Origin of the sequence: Burkholderia sp. IMCC1007 (genome assembly GCF_027257875.1) — a bacterium.
Lineage (GTDB): Bacteria > Pseudomonadota > Gammaproteobacteria > Burkholderiales > Burkholderiaceae > Burkholderia.
This window is the reverse complement of the sequence record NZ_JAPVQY010000039.1, coordinates 15,500-31,357: the sequence shown is the minus strand read 5'-3', so window position 1 is coordinate 31,357 and position 15,858 is coordinate 15,500. Positions and strand designations below refer to the sequence as shown.

General features: G+C 69.1%; 12 protein-coding genes. 7 read left to right on the top strand and 5 right to left on the bottom strand.

Features of this window, described 5'->3' with window-relative positions:
* Window positions 1-5: 5 nt before the first annotated feature.
* Both O1Q03_RS27255 and O1Q03_RS27250 read right to left on the bottom strand, forming a co-directional pair.
* Complete coding sequence (locus O1Q03_RS27255) at window positions 6-1,793, bottom strand: SDR family oxidoreductase (RefSeq protein ID WP_269507145.1); 1,788 nt, start codon at window positions 1,791-1,793, stop codon at window positions 6-8.
* Window positions 1,794-1,836: 43 nt separating this feature from the next.
* A complete protein-coding gene (locus tag O1Q03_RS27250) occupies window positions 1,837-2,736 on the bottom strand; it encodes a M24 family metallopeptidase (RefSeq protein WP_269507144.1) in 900 nt (299 codons plus the stop codon).
* A 507-nt stretch (window positions 2,737-3,243) separates the two neighbouring features.
* Between O1Q03_RS27250 and O1Q03_RS27245 the strand changes: the two genes are divergently transcribed.
* Window positions 3,244-4,521, top strand: coding sequence for a haloacid dehalogenase-like hydrolase (locus O1Q03_RS27245; RefSeq protein ID WP_269507143.1), 1,278 nt, complete (start codon window positions 3,244-3,246; stop codon window positions 4,519-4,521).
* Window positions 4,522-4,641: 120 nt separating this feature from the next.
* Here O1Q03_RS27245 and O1Q03_RS27240 read toward each other — a convergent pair whose 3' ends face one another.
* From O1Q03_RS27240 to O1Q03_RS27230, 3 genes are all read right to left on the bottom strand, one after another.
* Window positions 4,642-5,415 (bottom strand): slipin family protein, encoded by a 774-nt coding sequence (locus O1Q03_RS27240; RefSeq protein ID WP_269507142.1) that lies wholly within the window; start codon window positions 5,413-5,415, stop codon window positions 4,642-4,644.
* Complete coding sequence (locus O1Q03_RS27235) at window positions 5,412-6,980, bottom strand: NfeD family protein (protein ID WP_269507141.1); 1,569 nt, start codon at window positions 6,978-6,980, stop codon at window positions 5,412-5,414. Before O1Q03_RS27235 ends, O1Q03_RS27240 begins: the two co-directional genes overlap by 4 nt.
* Window positions 6,981-7,103: 123 nt before the next feature.
* On the bottom strand, window positions 7,104-8,141 hold the full coding sequence (locus tag O1Q03_RS27230; protein ID WP_269507140.1) for an AraC family transcriptional regulator: 1,038 nt from the start codon (window positions 8,139-8,141) through the stop codon (window positions 7,104-7,106).
* A gap of 137 nt (window positions 8,142-8,278) precedes the next feature.
* Between O1Q03_RS27230 and O1Q03_RS27225 the strand changes: the two genes are divergently transcribed.
* The 6 genes from O1Q03_RS27225 (at window position 8,279) to O1Q03_RS27200 (ending at window position 15,827) form a co-directional block, all read left to right on the top strand.
* Window positions 8,279-9,412 carry an acyl-CoA dehydrogenase family protein gene (locus tag O1Q03_RS27225; RefSeq protein ID WP_269507138.1) on the top strand — a complete coding sequence of 378 codons (1,134 nt, stop codon included), beginning with the start codon at window positions 8,279-8,281 and terminating at the stop codon, window positions 9,410-9,412.
* A 174-nt stretch (window positions 9,413-9,586) separates the two neighbouring features.
* Entirely contained in the window at window positions 9,587-11,293 is a 1,707-nt protein-coding gene (locus O1Q03_RS27220; RefSeq protein ID WP_269507137.1) for an AMP-binding protein, read from the top strand.
* A gap of 113 nt (window positions 11,294-11,406) precedes the next feature.
* On the top strand, window positions 11,407-12,936 hold the full coding sequence (locus O1Q03_RS27215) for a CoA-acylating methylmalonate-semialdehyde dehydrogenase (protein WP_269507135.1): 1,530 nt from the start codon (window positions 11,407-11,409) through the stop codon (window positions 12,934-12,936).
* Window positions 12,937-13,000: 64 nt separating this feature from the next.
* The gene (gene mmsB / locus O1Q03_RS27210) at window positions 13,001-13,903 is read left to right on the top strand and encodes a 3-hydroxyisobutyrate dehydrogenase (RefSeq protein WP_269507134.1); all 903 of its coding nucleotides are present in this window, start codon (window positions 13,001-13,003) and stop codon (window positions 13,901-13,903) included.
* Window positions 13,900-14,691, top strand: a complete 792-nt coding sequence (locus tag O1Q03_RS27205) for an enoyl-CoA hydratase (RefSeq protein WP_269507133.1) — start codon at window positions 13,900-13,902, stop codon at window positions 14,689-14,691. Before mmsB ends, O1Q03_RS27205 begins: the two co-directional genes overlap by 4 nt.
* The gene (locus tag O1Q03_RS27200) at window positions 14,688-15,827 is read left to right on the top strand and encodes an enoyl-CoA hydratase/isomerase family protein (protein ID WP_269507132.1); all 1,140 of its coding nucleotides are present in this window, start codon (window positions 14,688-14,690) and stop codon (window positions 15,825-15,827) included. The genes O1Q03_RS27205 and O1Q03_RS27200 overlap by 4 nt, the downstream gene beginning before the upstream one ends.
* The last annotated feature ends 31 nt before the right edge of the window (window positions 15,828-15,858 follow it).

Sequence of the window (15,858 nt, the reverse complement as noted above, 5' to 3'; positions counted from 1 at the left end):
CGCCGTCAATGCGATGCCATGCTGATGCGGGCCAGCATCCGGCCAAGCCACGGCATGAAGCGGCCGACGAAGCGCAGCGCATGCGCCTCGGTGCCCACCGCGACCACCGGCCGGTTGCGCAGCACGCCGTCGATCATCGCCTGCGCGACGGTCTCGGGCTTCAGGCCGCGCATCTGGTACAGCTTCGTCGCGCGTTTGCGCAGCCGCGCTTCGTCCTGTGCGTTGGCGCCCGCGTAGTGCGTCGACGCCATGATTCCGGTTTCCGCGAAACCCGGGCACACGGCCGTCACGCCGATGCCTCGCTCCGCGAGTTCGGCGCGCATGCATTCGCTGAGCATCAGCACGGCGGCCTTCGTCGTCGCATAGGCGGGCAGGTCGCGCGACGGCCCGAACGCGGCGGCCGATGCGGTATTGACGATGTGGCCGCCGCTGCCGCGCGCGGCCATCTGCTGCGCGAACAGCCGCGAGCCGTGAATCACGCCCCACAGGTTCACGCGCAGGATGCGCTCCCAGTGCCGCGTGCTTGTGTCGAGAATGCCGCCGGCCATGCCGATGCCCGCGTTGTTGATCACGATGTCCGCGCCGCCGAGTTCGCTGCCGACCCACGCCGCGAGCGCTTCCATTTCGTCCGCGGAGCCGACGTCCACGCGTTTCGCGTGGGCTTGCGCGCCGGTCAGGCCGAGCAGCAGCGCGGTGCGCTCGGCGCTCGCGAGATCGATGTCGCATGCGACGACCGTCGCGCCTTCGCGGGCGAACGCCAGCGCCGCGCAGCGGCCGATGCCGCTGCCCGCGCCGGTGACGACCGCGACCTTGCCGCTGAAGCGGCCGCTCGTCGCGCGGCGGCGTGCGTTCGCGAGCGCGGGCGGCTCCTCGTCCGATTCGACCGCATCGATCAGCTGTTCGGCGAGGGCTGCGAAGCGTTCCGGAGCGGCGAGCGGCAGCCAGTGGCCGGCCGCGACTTCGCGGCGGTAGTACTGCGGCACCCAGCGCGACAGGTTCTCGGACAGCGCGGGGCTCACGTACTTGTCGCCGAGCGGCACGAGCGTCTGCACCGGCGCATGCGCGTAGCGTTCGCGCGGCGCGAGCAGGCAGCGGATGAAGTTCGCGCGATACAGGCGCACGCCGCGCGCGCCGTCGTCGGCCTGCGTCGCGCGCGCGGCCGCCGGCGTCTTCTCGACCCGGCGCAGCAGGCCCGGCCATGCGCGGCCGAGCCACAGCCGCCAGCCGAGCTCGGGGAGGAACGGCAGGTGGAACAGGACCACGTACCACGAGCGCACGAGCTGGCCGCCGAGCTTGGCCAGCGACGCGGGCGTCGGGTGCAGCACGCGTTCGCGCAGCCAGAAGCCGACGTGATCGAGGCACGGCCCCGAGCACGACGTGTACGACGCGATGCGGCCGGCCAGGCGCGGATCGGTGACGAACTCCCAGCCCTGGATCGAGCCCCAGTCGTGCGCGATCAGGTGCACCGCGCGCCCCGGACAGAGCGCGTCGATCACCGCGACGAAGTCGTCGGTCAGCTTCGCGAGGTGGTAGTCGGCCGTGCGTTTCGGTGCGGCGGACAGGCCCGCGCCGCGCACGTCGTAAGCGATCACGTAGTGCTTGCGCGCGAGCAGCGGCGCGACCTGCTGCCACACGCTGCTGTCGTCGGGGTAGCCGTGCACCAGCACGACCGGCGAGCGGGACGGGTCGCCCCAGGTCCGGACCGCGAGCGTGAGGTCGCCGGAGGCGACGGCCGTCTCGCTATGGACCGATTCGAACAGGGCCAGCGGCGCTTCGTCGGAAAGAGGCTGCATCGTGAGTCCGTCGTTCAGGGGTTCGGGGAAGGGCGCGGATGCGTCAGGCGGCGGCCGGAACGTTCGCCGCGGCCTGCACGTGCTCGGCCTGGCGGCGCTGCCAGCGGCGCACGTGCGGCAGGTCGTCGTCGAGCCAGTACGCGTCGTCGTCGGTGATCACCAGCAGTTCCTCGAACTTCGCGCCGACGCCGGCGAAGCCGAGATGCGGCTCGACGGCCCATAGGCCCGGCACGGGCGCGTGCTCGGAGCGGCGGTCGATCGACCACAGCGGCGACCAGCCTTGCCGTTTCGCCGCACGGCCCTGGTCGAGCAACAGGTTGCGCGTCGCGTTCAGCCCGAAGCGCGCGACGAAGCGCGGCTTCGACAGCTTGTGGATCTTCGCGACGCGATGCGCGAGCACCTTGAACGGATACGCCTTGTGGCGCGGCTCGACGCCCTGGCGGCGGCACAGCGCGTCGACTTCCTGCGCGACTTCCGCCATCGACCGGCGCGCCTTCACGAGCCGCACGATCATGTCGCGATGGTCCATCAGGTCGTCCTGCAACTGCTCGAGGATCGGGTTGCGGCCGAGGCAGTGCGCATAGCCGACATCGGCGACGATGCCGTCGAGCACCGGCGCGACGTCGAGGATCACCGGCATGTCGGTTTCGAGCTGGCGGTTGCTCGGGAAGAACGCGAGGTTGAAGCCGCCCATGTGCTTGAGGCCCGAGAAGCCGTCGAACGCGGTGCGGTCGCCGAACCATGCGAACGGCTTGTGCAGCCAGTCGTGCACGCCGTGGTCGCGCAGCCACTCGGTGAGCAGGCGTGCGGCCTCCTTCTCGGTGATGCCGGGGTAGAGCATCGCGCCGACCGTTTCGACGCAGCGGTAGGCAAGCTGCTGGACCGCGCGGAATTGCGGCAGCTCGTCGAGGTGGACTTCCGGCAGCGGGTGGTGGTCGGTCATGATGCGTCTCCATGTGTCGGCCCGCGTTTGCGTGTCGGCGCGACGCGGGTCCTTGTGCAAGGCTGGGTGCTGATCCGGAACGTATCCGTTGGTGATTCGGACGCGGATTATTCAGCCATCATTTAATGTGCCATTGTGCGATGTAACAATCATAGCCGGTTCGACGTCGCGCGCCAGCCCCCGGAGATGAGGGCTTCTCCTAATGAAGGGCCGAAATGGAGGGGAAGCTCTAGGTTTGCGGCGGTCGGGGCCGGATGGTCGACGCCTGCTCACGCGTCCCAAGCGGGGGAGCAGGCCCGGAGCGCCACGCGGGGTGCAGGCGCGGGTCTGGAATGTCGCGCCGGATCAACTCCCCGTCGCGTCACGGCGCGACGCTGTCAAATTGCCGAAATAATTTCGTCACATCATCCGCCCCGAATTCGAAGCCTTTGCGGCTTCGCGGGGCCGGTGTGCCGCGCGTCGCGCGGGGCGACCGAAGCCGATTCGACATTTCCACGGAGAGAGACCATGCAACGCCGCCGGTTCATGAACACCCTTGCCGCGGCGACCGCCGCGACGCCGCTGATGCTCAAGGCCGGCATTGCCGGCGCGAAGAGCGCCACCGCGCCGGACGCGCTGGACCCGGGCCGCTGGTCGCCGTTCAACGCCGCGCGCCTGCAGGCGGTGCTCGACCGGCATGGCGTCGCGAGCGCGCGCTACGACGCAAAGCGCCGCCCGTATGCGGTGTTCGACTGGGACAACACGTGCATCATGAACGACTGCGAAGAGGCGTTGCTGATGTACCAGATCAACCATCTGCAGTACAAGCTGACGCCGGACGAGTTCGTCGGCGTGATGTGGAAGGACGTGCCGAAGGGCGCGTTCATGAAGGACTACACGACCGTCGACGGCAAGCCGGTGACGATGGAGGACCTCGCCGCCGACGTCGAGTCCGACTACCGCTGGCTCCATGCGAACTACAAGGGCCTCGGCGGCGACAAGAGCCTCGACGAGATCCGCGAGACCGACCAGTTCAAGGATTTCCGCGCGAAGCTGTACTTCATGTACGACGCGATCTGCGACACGCATCCGCTCGAAGTCGGCTACAAGTGGATCATCTACTTCTACAAGAACATGACGACCGCCGAGCTGCAGGCAATGGCGGAAGCGTCGAACAACTACGGGATCGGCGACGCGCTGCGCAAGGTCCGCTACGAAAGCCCGAAGACGCTGCCGGGCAAGGCCGGCGTGGTGGCCGATACGCATTTCCACGGCATCCGCATTCACGAGGAAATCCGCGCGGTGATGCATACGCTGCGGGCGAACGGCATCGACGTGTACGTGAGCACCGCGTCGCTCGACGACGTCGTGCGCGTATTCGCCGGCAATCCGAACTATGGCTACGGCGTGCCGCCCGAGAACGTGATCGGCCTGCGTCTCGACATGCAGGACGGCAAGTACACGAGCACCTATCCGGCCGGCTGGCATTTCAACTGGGGGCCCGGCAAGACGGTGGGGATCCGCAACGTCCTCGCGTCGAAGAAGGGCTACGGCCCGCTGCTGGTGTTCGGCGACAGCGACGGCGACGCGTGGATGCTGCGCGATTTCAAGGACACCGCGGCCGGCGTGATCGTCAACCGGATGAAGAAGGGCGAGATCGGCGCGGACAGCAAGCTCGCGGCCGAACAGATCGGCAACCCGGACGCGCGCTTCCTGCTGCAGGGCCGCGACGAGCACACGGGCCTGATGATCCCGGACGAGAAGTCGATCAAGTACGGCAAGGCCGAGCGCAAGCTGCTGGCCTGACGCGGGCGGGGCGGCGGGGCGGCGGGGCGTCGGGGCGCCGCGCGACGGGCGCCGGCCGTCACGGCCCCCGCGCCCATCGGCATCGGCCCGCGACGTCGTGCGGGCCGGCACATGCGCATCTCAGGGCTCGCGCTTCGCGCCCCACCGCTCCAGCAACGCCCCCAGCAGATCGACCGGCAGCGGAAACACGATCGTCGAATTCTTGTCGGCCGCGATCGTCGTCAGCGTCTGCAGGTAGCGCAACTGCATCGCCTGCGGCTGCTGCGCGAGCCGCTGCGCGGCCTGCAGCAGCTTTTCCGACGCCTGCAGCTCGCCTTCCGCATGAATCACCTTCGCGCGCCGCTCGCGCTCGGCCTCGGCCTGCCGCGCGATCGCGCGGATCATCGTCTCGTTCAGGTCGACGTGCTTGATCTCGACCGTCGACACCTTGATCCCCCACGCATCGGTCTGCGCGTCGAGCGTCTTCTGGATATCCGCGTTCAACTGCTCGCGCTCGGCGAGCAGCGCGTCGAGTTCGTGCTTGCCGAGCACCGCGCGCAGCGTCGTCTGCGCGAGCTGGCTCGTCGCCTCGAAGAAGCGCGCGACCTGGATCACGGCCTTCTCCGGATCCACGACGCGGAAATACACGACCGCATTGACCTTCACCGACACGTTGTCGCGCGTGATCACGTCCTGCGCCGGCACGTCGAACACGACGGTGCGCAGGTCGATCCGCACGACCTGCTGGACGATCGGGATGATCAGCACGAGCCCCGGCCCCTTCACCTTCCAGAAGCGGCCGAGCATGAACACGACGCCGCGCTCGTACTCGCGGAAGATGCGGATCGACGACGCGGCGAGCACGACGACGAAGACGATCAGGACGCTGCCGAAGCCGAACGTGTAACCGATCATGAAGTTTCTCCGTGATGGGGTTCGAGCGGTCGCGCGTCGTACAGCGGCGCGACGGTGAGCATCAGCCCGTGCCGGCCGGTGACGCGCACGCGGCAGCCGGCGGCGAGCGGCTCGCTGCTCGCGACGCGCCAGCGTTCGCCGTGCACGAGCGCCCAGCCGGCGGCCGACGGCGCGGGGCCGGCGGCGCCAGGCGGCTGATCCGGATGCAGGCCGTCGTCGAGCACTGCCCCGATGCTGCCGAGCATCGCCTCGGCGCCGGTCACGACCGGACGCCGCCGCGCGCGCAGCGCGACGCTCGACACGCCGGCAACCAGCAACCCGCCGCCGACCGCGAGGCCCGCGATGACCGGCCACGGAATCCCGTAGCCGGGCACGTCGGTGTCGATCAGCATCAGTGCGCCGATCGTGAACGACACGATCCCGCCGAAGCCGAGCACGCCGAAGGTCGGCAGGAACGCCTCGGCGACGAGGCAGCCCAGGCCGAGCAGCACGAGACCGAGCCCCGCATAGCTGATCGGCAGCAACTGCATCGCGAACAGCCCGACCAGCAGGCAGATCGTGCCGGCGACGCCCGGCAGCACAAAGCCGGGGTTCGCGAATTCGAAGAAGAGGCCGTAGATGCCGATCGTCAGCAGGATCAGCGCGACGTTCGGATCGGCGATGATCGACAGGAAGCGGCTGCGCCAGTCGGGCGCGAGCACGACGAGCGGCGCGTGCGCGGTCGCAACGTGCAGCGTGCCGGCGGTGGTCGTCACGGTCCGGCCGTCGAGCTGGCGCGCGAGGTCGGCCGGATCCTGCGCGATCAGGTCGACGACGTGCTGCGCGCGCGCCTCGTTCGCCGACAGGCTCACGGCTTCGCGCACCGCGCGCTCGGCCCAGTCGGCATTGCGGCCGCGCAACTGCGCGAGGCCGCGGATGTACGCGGCGGCGTCCTGCGTCGCCTTGCGGATCTCGGTGGATTGCGTGTCGTTCGGCAGCTCGGCGGCTGGCGTCGCCGATGCGCCGGACGCACCCGCCGCCCCCGACGCCCCGGCAGCCGATGGCCGCGTCGCGCCCGGGCCGCCCGGCGCGCCGCCGCCGATCCCGAACTGCACGGGCGATGCCGCGCCGAGGTTCGTGCCGGGCGCCATCGCGGCGACGTGGCTCGCATAGACGATATAGGTGCCCGCGCTGGCGGCCCGTGCGCCGCCCGGCGCGACGAACGCGGCCACCGGTACCGGCGACGCCAGGATCGCCTTGATGATCTGCCGCATCGACGTGTCGAGCCCGCCGGGCGTATCGAGCTGCAAAATCGCGAGCGGCGCGTGTTCGTGCGCGGCGCGCTCGAGCGAGCGGACGATGAAGTCGGCGCTGGCCGGCCCGATCGCGCCGTTGACGGGAATCACGACGACCGGCGGCGTGGCGGCGGCGGGAGCGGCGGGGGCCGACGCTGGCGGCGCGGCGAGCGCCGCGCATACGACGAGCAGCGCCGCGAACAGCGCGGCGCGCGCGACCCGCGCGGAAAGCGGGTGACGGGGGCGGCCTCCGGCGGAAGCGGGCGGCGGCCCATGACGGTGAATGCGCATCGGGGCGTCCGGGCGGCGCGCGGACGCACGCCATCCGGCTCTCGCGGAAAGGGCGTTGGCCCGATGCTTGAAGATTAGGCGGTTTCGGCGGAAAGCGCGAAGGCGGGGCCGCCGGCCGTGCACTCAGCCCGCGCTGCCGCCCCCGCGCCCGAGCGCTTCTTCGCGATACTCGGCCGGACTGCGCCCGCTCCACTTGCGAAACGCGCGGTAGAACGCACTCGGCTCCGCGAAACCGGTGGCGGCGGCGACGTCGGCGATGGTCCGCGACGGATCGGCGAGCGCCTCGAACGCGAGGTCGCGCCGCAGCGTGTCCTTGATCGACTGGTACGCGTGGCCTTCCTGATGCAGCTTGCGGCGCAGCGTCGCTTCGGCCACGTGCAGCCGCGCGGCCATCCCGCCCGCGCCGGGCCACGACGCGGGCGGCATGCCGCGCAGCACGGTGCGCACGCGCTGCGCGAGCGCGTTCGGGTTGCGGTACTTGACGATGAAGCTGGCCGGCGCGTTGCGCAGGAATGCCTTCAGCGTCTTCGGGTTCTGCACGACCGGCAGCGTCGCGAATTCGGGATCGAAATCGACATACGAATCGGGCTGGTTGAACCGCATGTCGTCGCACAGCATCGACGGGTATTCGTGATCGGCGGGCGGCGTGTCGCAGCGGAAGCTCGCATGCAGCACCGGGATGCGTCGCCCGATCAGCCAGCAGGTCAGCCCGTAGACGATGATGAAATACGTCGCGTACGTGAACATCGCGGGCGACGCGGCGCTGTTGCGGTGCACGAAACGCAGCCGGACGCGCTGTGGATTGGCGTCCAGCTCCGCGTGCAGGTCGTCGAGCACGCAGTGCATGAAATTCACCGCGCGTGCCATCGCGTGGAGCCCGTCCTGCGCGGACAGCGCGGCCTGGCTCATCGCGATGAAGCTGCCGCTGCGCATCGGGTGGCGATCCTGCCCGAAAAACTCGTCGTCGAGCGCGCGCGCAATCGCGTTCCACAGCGCGCCGTATTGCTGCGCGGACACCCGCGCACGCGGCTGCGCGAGCAGCGCGGGCGTGATGCCGGCTTGCGCGAGCAGCGGCTCGGCCGCGACGCCGCGCCGGGTGGCGAGCGCGACGCTGTACGCGACGAGGCTGATCGCGACGGTTCCCTTGTCTTCCTGCTTCATCGGTGTTGCCGCTATGGCAAAAACGCTCAGTGTAAATGAGCGGCGCGAGCATCGAACAGTCGCGCGTGCTTGCCTACACTTGTTGCATCGAAACAGAAGGCCGGTCGCCGCACGCGGCCGCAGGAGACAGCAGCGCCATGGACGAGCTTTACACCGAAGACCAGCGGATGATCCGCGACGCCGCGCGCGCGTTTGCCACCGAGGTGCTGGCGCCGAACGCCGCGCAGTGGGACCACGACGCGCATCTGCCCGATGCCGTCGTCGCGCAGCTCGGCGAGCTCGGCCTGCTCGGGATGATCGTGCCGCAGGAGCTGGGCGGCGCCTATACCGACTACGTCGCGTATGCGCTGGCGATGGAAGAGATCGCCGCCGGCGACGCCGCGTGCGCGACGATGATGAGCGTGCACAACTCGGTCGGCTGCGGGCCGATCCTCGGCTTCGGCACGCCCGCTCAGAAGGATCGCTGGCTCGCCGAGATGGCGGCCGGCCGCATCATCGGCGCGTTCTGCCTGACCGAGCCGCAAGCGGGCTCCGAAGCGAACAACCTGCGCACGCGGGCGGAACTGCGCGACGGCAAGTGGGTGCTGAACGGCGCGAAGCAGTTCGTGACCAACGGGCAGCGTGCCGGGGTCGCGATCGTTTTTGCCATGACCGACCCGGAAGCCGGCAAGCGCGGCATTTCCGCGTTCCTGGTGCCGACCGACACGCCGGGCTTCATCGTCGGCAAGCCGGAGAAGAAGATGGGCATCCGCGCATCGGACACGTGCCCGATTACGCTCGATAACTGCGCGATTCCGGAAGACCACCTGCTCGGCAATCGCGGCGAAGGGTTGAAGATCGCGCTGTCGAACCTGGAAGGCGGGCGCATCGGCATCGCCGCGCAGGCGCTCGGCATCGCGCGCGCCGCGTTCGACAAGGCGCGCCGCTACGCCAGCGAGCGCGTGCAGTTCGGCAAGCCGATCGCCGAGCATCAGGCGATCCAGCAGAAGCTCGCCGACATGGCCGTACAGATCAACGCCGCACGCCTGCTCGTGCATCACGCGGCGAAGCTGCGCACGGCCGGGCTGCCGTGTCTGTCGGAAGCGTCGCAGGCGAAGCTGTTCGCATCCGAGATGTCGGAGCGCGTGTGTTCGGATGCGATCCAGATTCATGGCGGCTACGGCTATCTCGCCGATTACGAAGTCGAACGTCACTATCGCGACGCGCGCATCACGCAGATCTACGAGGGCACCAGCGAAGTGCAACGGATGGTGATCGCGCGACAGCTTTGAGTCGCGGCGTTCGTTGCGCAGACAACGATATGAACGAGCAGCGCACGAGGGCAGCGCGGTGAACGCGGCACGCAACGACGTGACCGTGCGCCGCGCGACAGGGAACCGGGCATGGGCTGCAGCGCATGCGCCGGTTGACCGCCGGGTTTGGAGACTGGAGACGGAGACGACACGATGACGGTACAGGCATTCCTGGACGCACGCGACTTCCTGCTGCGCCATCGCACCGACTACGAAACCGCTTACCGCGATTTCGAATGGCCGGTGCTCGACGCGTTCAACTGGGCGCTCGACTATTTCGACCCGATGGCGCGCGACAACGACAAACCCGCGCTATGGATCGTCGACGCGGCAACCGGTACGGGCGATCCGTACTCGTTCGCGCAGATGTCCGAGCGCTCGTCGCGCATCGCGAACTGGCTGCGTTCGATCGGCGTCGTGCGCGGCGACCGGATCCTGCTGATGCTGCCCAACCGGGTCGAGCTGTGGGACGCGATGCTCGCCGCGATGAAGCTCGGCGCGATCGTGCTGCCGGCGACCACGCAGCTGTCGGCCGACGACGTGCGCGATCGCGTGCAGATCGGCGGTGCGAAATACGCGATCGTCGACGAGAGCGAAACCGCGAAGTTCGAACAGGCCGATCTCGGTCTGAAGCAGAGGATCGTCGCCGGCGCACCGCGCGCAGGCTGGCTCGCGATGAACGACGGCTACGCGGCGGGCGCCGCGTTCGAGCCGGATGCCGTCACGCACGCGAACGATCCGATGCTGCTGTATTTCACGTCGGGCACGACGTCGAAGCCGAAGCTCGTCGAGCATACGCATCGCACCTACCCGATCGGGCATTTGTCGACGATGTACTGGGTCGGCCTGCAGCCCGGCGACATCCACTGGAACATCAGCTCGCCCGGCTGGGCGAAGCACGCGTGGAGCTGCTTCTTCGCGCCGTGGAATGCACAGGCGTGCGTGTTCGCGTTCAACTACGCGCGCTTCGAGCCGAAGGTCGTGCTCGATGCGCTCGTCAAATACCAGGTGACCACGCTGTGCGCGCCGCCGACGGTGTGGCGCATGCTCGTGCAGCAGCCGCTCGCGTCGTTCGACGTGAAGCTGCGCGAGATCGTCGGTGCGGGCGAGCCGCTGAATCCCGAGATCATCGAGCGCGTGAAGAAGGCGTGGGGCATCACGATCCGCGACGGCTACGGCCAGACCGAGACGACCTGCCTGATCGGCAACTCGCCGGGCCAGCCGGTGGTGGCGGGCTCGATGGGCCGGCCGCTGCCCGGCTACCGGATCGCGCTGCTCGACCCGGACGGCGCGCCCGTCGGCGAAGGCGAGATCGCGCTGCCGATCGGCCCCGACGTGACGCGCCCGGTCGGCCTGATGACCGGCTATGCGAACAACCCCGACGCAACCGCGCATGCGATGCGCGACGGCCACTACCGCACGTCGGACATCGCGATGCGCGGCGACGACGGCTACTACGTGTATGTCGGCCGCGCGGACGACGTGTTCAAGTCGTCCGACTACCGGCTGAGCCCGTTCGAACTGGAAAGCGTGCTGATCGAGCATCCGGCGATCGCGGAAGCGGCCGTCGTGCCGAGCCCGGACCCGGTGCGACTGGCGGTGCCGAAGACGTTCATCACGCTGCGACAGGGCTACGAGGAAAGCCCGGCGCTCGCGCTGGAGATCTTCCGCTTCTCGCGCGACAAGCTCGCGCCGTACAAGCGCATCCGCCGCCTGCAGTTCGCGGAGCTGCCGAAGACGATCTCCGGGAAGATCCGCCGCGTCGAGCTGCGCCGCCGCGAGATCGAGCGCGGCGACGACGCAACCGAGCGCATGCCCGGCGAGTACTGGGAAGAAGATTTTGCCGCGGAACTGAAATGACCGGCCGCGGGTCGTGCGCGCCGCATGCCGCGGCGGCGGCCCGCAGCCTGACTGAACCGAACCGGCCGCGCGTCGCCTGACGCCACGCGGCTCACTGCAAGGAGAGTTCACCGATGAACGCGAATCCGACGCCCCGTTCGGGGCAAGACGTGCCGACGGTCAAGCTGCTGATCGACGGCGCCTTCGTCGAGTCCACCACGAGCGAGTGGCGCGACATCGTCAACCCGGCGACGCAGCAGGTGCTCGCGCGCGTGCCGTTCGCGACCGTCGCCGAAGTCGACGCGGCCGTGCAGGCCGCGCACGCCGCGTTTGCGACGTGGAAGAACACGCCGATCGCCGCGCGCATGCGCATCATGCTGAAGTTCCAGGATCTCGTGCGCGCGAACCAGCAGCGCATCGCGAAGACGCTGACGGCCGAGCAGGGCAAGACGATTCCCGACGCCGAAGGCGACATCTTCCGCGGCCTCGAAGTGGTCGAGCATGCGTGCTCGGTCGGCACGCTGCAGCTCGGCGAATTCGCGGAGAACGTCGCGGGCGGCGTCGACACCTACACGCTGCGCCAGCCGCTCGGCGTGTGCGCGGGCATCACGCCGTTCAACTTCCCCGCGATGATCCCGCTGTGGATGTTCCCGATGGCGATCGTGTGCGGCAACACGTTCGTGCTGAAGCCGTCGGAGCAGGATCCGCTGTCGACAATGGAACTCGTCGAGCTCGCGATCGAGGCCGGCGTACCGAAAGGCGTACTGAACGTCGTGCACGGCGGCAAGGAAGTCGTCGATGCGATCTGCACGCATCCGCTCGTGAAGGCGATCTCGTTCGTCGGTTCGACGGCCGTCGGCACGCACGTGTACAACCTCGGCAGCCAGCACGGCAAGCGCGTGCAGTCGATGATGGGCGCGAAGAACCACGCCGTCGTGCTGCCCGATGCGCATCGCGAGCAGGCGATCAACGCACTGGTGGGCGCCGGCTTCGGCGCGGCCGGCCAGCGCTGCATGGCGACGTCGGTCGTCGTGCTCGTCGGCCAGGCGCGCGACTGGCTGCCCGACCTGGTCGAGAAGGCGAAGGCGCTGAAGGTCAACGCGGGCTCGGAAGCCGGCACCGACGTCGGGCCGCTCGTGTCGCGCGGCGCGAAGGCGCGGGTTCTGTCGCTGATCGACGCGGGCATCAAGGAAGGTGCGAAGCTCGAGCTCGACGGCCGTGACGTGAAGGTCGCCGGCTTCGAGGAAGGCAACTTCGTCGGCCCGACGATCTTCTCGGGCGTGAAAACCGACATGTCGATCTACACGCATGAAATCTTCGGGCCGGTGCTGGTCGTGATGGAAGCCGACACGCTCGACGATGCGATCGCGCTCGTCAACGCGAACCCGATGGGCAACGGCGTGGGCATCTTCACGCAGAGCGGCGCGGCGGCACGCAAATTCCAGAGCGAGATCGACGTCGGCCAGGTCGGCATCAACATCCCGATCCCGGTGCCGGTGCCGTACTTCAGCTTCACCGGCTCGCGCGGCTCGAAGCTCGGCGATCTCGGCCCTTATGGCAAGCAGGTCGTGCAGTTCTACACGCAGACGAAGACGGTCACCGCACGCTGGTTCGACGACGACACCACGGCCGCCCCGGTGAATACGACGATCCGGCTGCATTGACGACGACGCGCGCGATCGGCGCGGCGCGCCGGTCGTGCGCGAAGCATGGGATGGGAGACACGTAATGAAAATCGGATTTATCGGCCTCGGCCACATGGGCGCGCCGATGGCGCTGAACCTGCTGAAAGCCGGTCATGAAGTGCACGCGTTCGACCTGAGCGCCGACGCATTGCGCGCGCTGCAGGACGCCGGCGCACAGGTGGCCGCGTCGCCGCGCGACGCCGCGTCGGGTGCGGCGTTCGTGATCACGATGCTGCCGGCCGCACCGCACGTGCGCTCGGTGCTCGCCGGCGAGAACGGCGTGCTGGCCGGCCTCGGCGCGGGCGCCACCGTGATCGATTCGAGCACGATCGATCCGGCGAGCGCGCAGGCGTTCGGCGCGCTCGTGCGCGAGCACGGCGGTGCGTTCGTCGATGCGCCCGTGTCGGGCGGCACCGGCGGCGCGGCGGCCGGCACGCTGACCTTCATGGTCGGCGGCAGCGACGTCGACTTCGAGCGCGTGAAGCCCGTGCTCGCCGGGATGGGCAAGAACATCGTCCATTGCGGTGCGACGGGGATGGGGCAGGTCGCGAAGGTCTGCAACAACCTCGTGCTCGGCATCTCGATGGCGGCCGTGTCGGAGGCGATGTCGCTCGGCGTCGCGCTCGGTATCGACCCGAAGGTGCTGGCCGGCATCGTCAACACGTCGACGGGCCGCTGCTGGAGCTCGGACACGTACAACCCGTATCCGGGCGTGATCGCCACGGCGCCGTCGTCGCGCGGCTACAGCGGCGGCTTCGGCACCGACCTGATGCTGAAGGATCTCGGCCTTGCGAACGACGCCGCGAAGCAGGCGCGCCAACCCGTGTACCTCGGCGCGCTCGCGCAGCAGCTGTACCAGACGATGAGCAGCCGCGGCGACGGACAACTCGATTTCTCGGCGGTGATCCGCCTGTATCAACCGGCCACGAAGAAGGACGCGTCATGATCGAACTCGACTACGTCGACGACGGCGCGATCGCGTGCGCGACGCTCAAGCGTCCGCCTGCGAACGCCTTTACCGCCGACGGTCTGCGGCAGCTGCAGCAAACCGTCGCCGAACTGAACGCGAACCCGCGCGTGCGCGCGCTGGTGATCACCGGCGACGGCCCGAAGTTCTTCAGCGCCGGCGCCGACCTGAACACGTTCGCCGACGGCGACCGTGGCGTCGCGCGCGCGATGGCCGCGCGTTTCGGCGCCGCGTTCGAGGCGCTGCATGACGCACGCGTCGTGACGATCGCGGCGATCAACGGCTATGCGATGGGCGGCGGCCTCGAATGCGCGCTCGCGTGCGACCTGCGCATCGCCGAGACGCATGCGCAGATGGCGCTGCCGGAACCGTCGGTCGGGCTGCTGCCGTGCGGCCTCGGCACGCAGACGCTCCCTTGGCTCGTCGGCGAAGGCTGGGCGAAGAAGATCATCCTGGCCGGCACGCGCGTCGATGCGGCCACCGCGCTGCGGATCGGCCTCGTCGAGGACGTGGTCGAAAGCGGCGCCGCGCGCGATGCGGCACTCGCGCTGGCCCGCAACGTCGCGCGGCAAAGCCCGCATGCGGTCGCCTACAGCAAGGAGCTGATCGGCCTCGCGCGTCGCGGCGTGCCGCGCGGCGCGGCGCTGGCCGTCGAGCGCGAACGCTTCGTCGACCTGTTCGACACGAACGATCCGCGCGAAGGCGTGGCCGCATTTCTCGGCAAGCGCGCGCCGCAATGGCATACCGACGGAGACGCACAACGATGAGCACGCCCGCCATGACACATGACAGCGTCGCGCAACCGGCACCGGAGGTGCTGTTTCGCGTGGTGAACCGCGTGGCGCTGATCACGCTGAACCGGCCGGCCGCGCTCAACGCGTTGTCGTATCCGATGATCGGCGAGCTGGCTGCGCTGCTCGAGCGCTGCCGCACCGACGACCAGATCATCGCGGTCGTGCTGCGCGGCGCGGGCGAGAAGGGCTTCTGCGCGGGCGGCGACGTGCGTGCGTTGTACAAGATGGTCGCGCAGCGCGAAACCTGGCTGCCGTTCTTCGTCGACGAGTACCGGCTCGACTACGCGATCCATACGTTCCCGAAGCCGGTCGTCGCGCTGATGGACGGCGTGACGATGGGCGGCGGCATGGGGCTCGCGCAGGGCGCGGCGCTGCGCGTCGCGACCGAACGCAGCAAGATCGCGATGCCCGAGACGCGCATCGGCCTCGTGCCGGATGTCGGCGCGACGCATTTCCTGTCGCGCATGCCGGTCGAGCTCGAACTGTACGTGGGCCTGACGGGCGCGATGCTGTCGGGCGCCGACGCGCTGACGGCGAAGCTCGCGGACCTGTGCGTGCCGTCGTCGTGGCTCGACACGTTCGAGACGCGCATCGAAAGCATCAAATGGGACGGCGACGTGTTGCCGGCGCTGCGCAAGGTGTTCGAGCCGCCGTGCAACGTCGTGCCGCATGCGGCGCTCGACAGCCAGATGCCGTGGATCGTCCGTCACTTCGACAAGCGCTCGACCGTCGAGCGGATCGTTGCGACGCTGAAGCAGGATCTCGCGCGCGACGAGCTGTCGCGCGAGCATCGGCAGTGGCTGCAGGCGACGCTCGATGCGCTCGCCGGCCATTCGCCGACGATGCTGTGCGTGACGCGCGAAGCGCTGCTGCGCGGCCGGCAGATGACGCTCGCCGAGTCGTTCCGGATGGAGCTCGGCATCGTTGCGCGCGCAATCGAGGAAGGCGACTTCTGCGAAGGCGTGCGTGCGCATCTCGTCGACAAGGATCGCAAGCCGCGCTGGGCGCCCGCATCGCTCGTCGAGCTGCGCGCCGAGCGCGTGCGGCATTTCCTGACGTCGCCATGGAAGGTGTGCACGCATCCGCTCGCCGATCTCGGCGCGGCGTGATCGTCGCTTGATGGCCGCTTGATTGCCCGAC

Bases quoted from the DNA above. Each gene is read 5' to 3' on its own strand.
- O1Q03_RS27255 (WP_269507145.1), bottom strand. From the start codon at position 1,793: ATGCAGCCTCTTTCCGACGAAGCGCCGCTGGCCCTGTTCGAATCGGTC.
- O1Q03_RS27250 (WP_269507144.1), bottom strand. From the start codon at position 2,736: ATGACCGACCACCACCCGCTGCCGGAAGTCCACCTCGACGAGCTGCCG.
- O1Q03_RS27245 (WP_269507143.1), top strand. From the start codon at position 3,244: ATGCAACGCCGCCGGTTCATGAACACCCTTGCCGCGGCGACCGCCGCG.
- O1Q03_RS27240 (WP_269507142.1), bottom strand. From the start codon at position 5,415: ATGATCGGTTACACGTTCGGCTTCGGCAGCGTCCTGATCGTCTTCGTC.
- O1Q03_RS27235 (WP_269507141.1), bottom strand. From the start codon at position 6,980: ATGCGCATTCACCGTCATGGGCCGCCGCCCGCTTCCGCCGGAGGCCGC.
- O1Q03_RS27230 (WP_269507140.1), bottom strand. From the start codon at position 8,141: ATGAAGCAGGAAGACAAGGGAACCGTCGCGATCAGCCTCGTCGCGTAC.
- O1Q03_RS27225 (WP_269507138.1), top strand. From the start codon at position 8,279: ATGGACGAGCTTTACACCGAAGACCAGCGGATGATCCGCGACGCCGCG.
- O1Q03_RS27220 (WP_269507137.1), top strand. From the start codon at position 9,587: ATGACGGTACAGGCATTCCTGGACGCACGCGACTTCCTGCTGCGCCAT.
- O1Q03_RS27215 (WP_269507135.1), top strand. From the start codon at position 11,407: ATGAACGCGAATCCGACGCCCCGTTCGGGGCAAGACGTGCCGACGGTC.
- mmsB (WP_269507134.1), top strand. From the start codon at position 13,001: ATGAAAATCGGATTTATCGGCCTCGGCCACATGGGCGCGCCGATGGCG.
- O1Q03_RS27205 (WP_269507133.1), top strand. From the start codon at position 13,900: ATGATCGAACTCGACTACGTCGACGACGGCGCGATCGCGTGCGCGACG.
- O1Q03_RS27200 (WP_269507132.1), top strand. From the start codon at position 14,688: ATGAGCACGCCCGCCATGACACATGACAGCGTCGCGCAACCGGCACCG.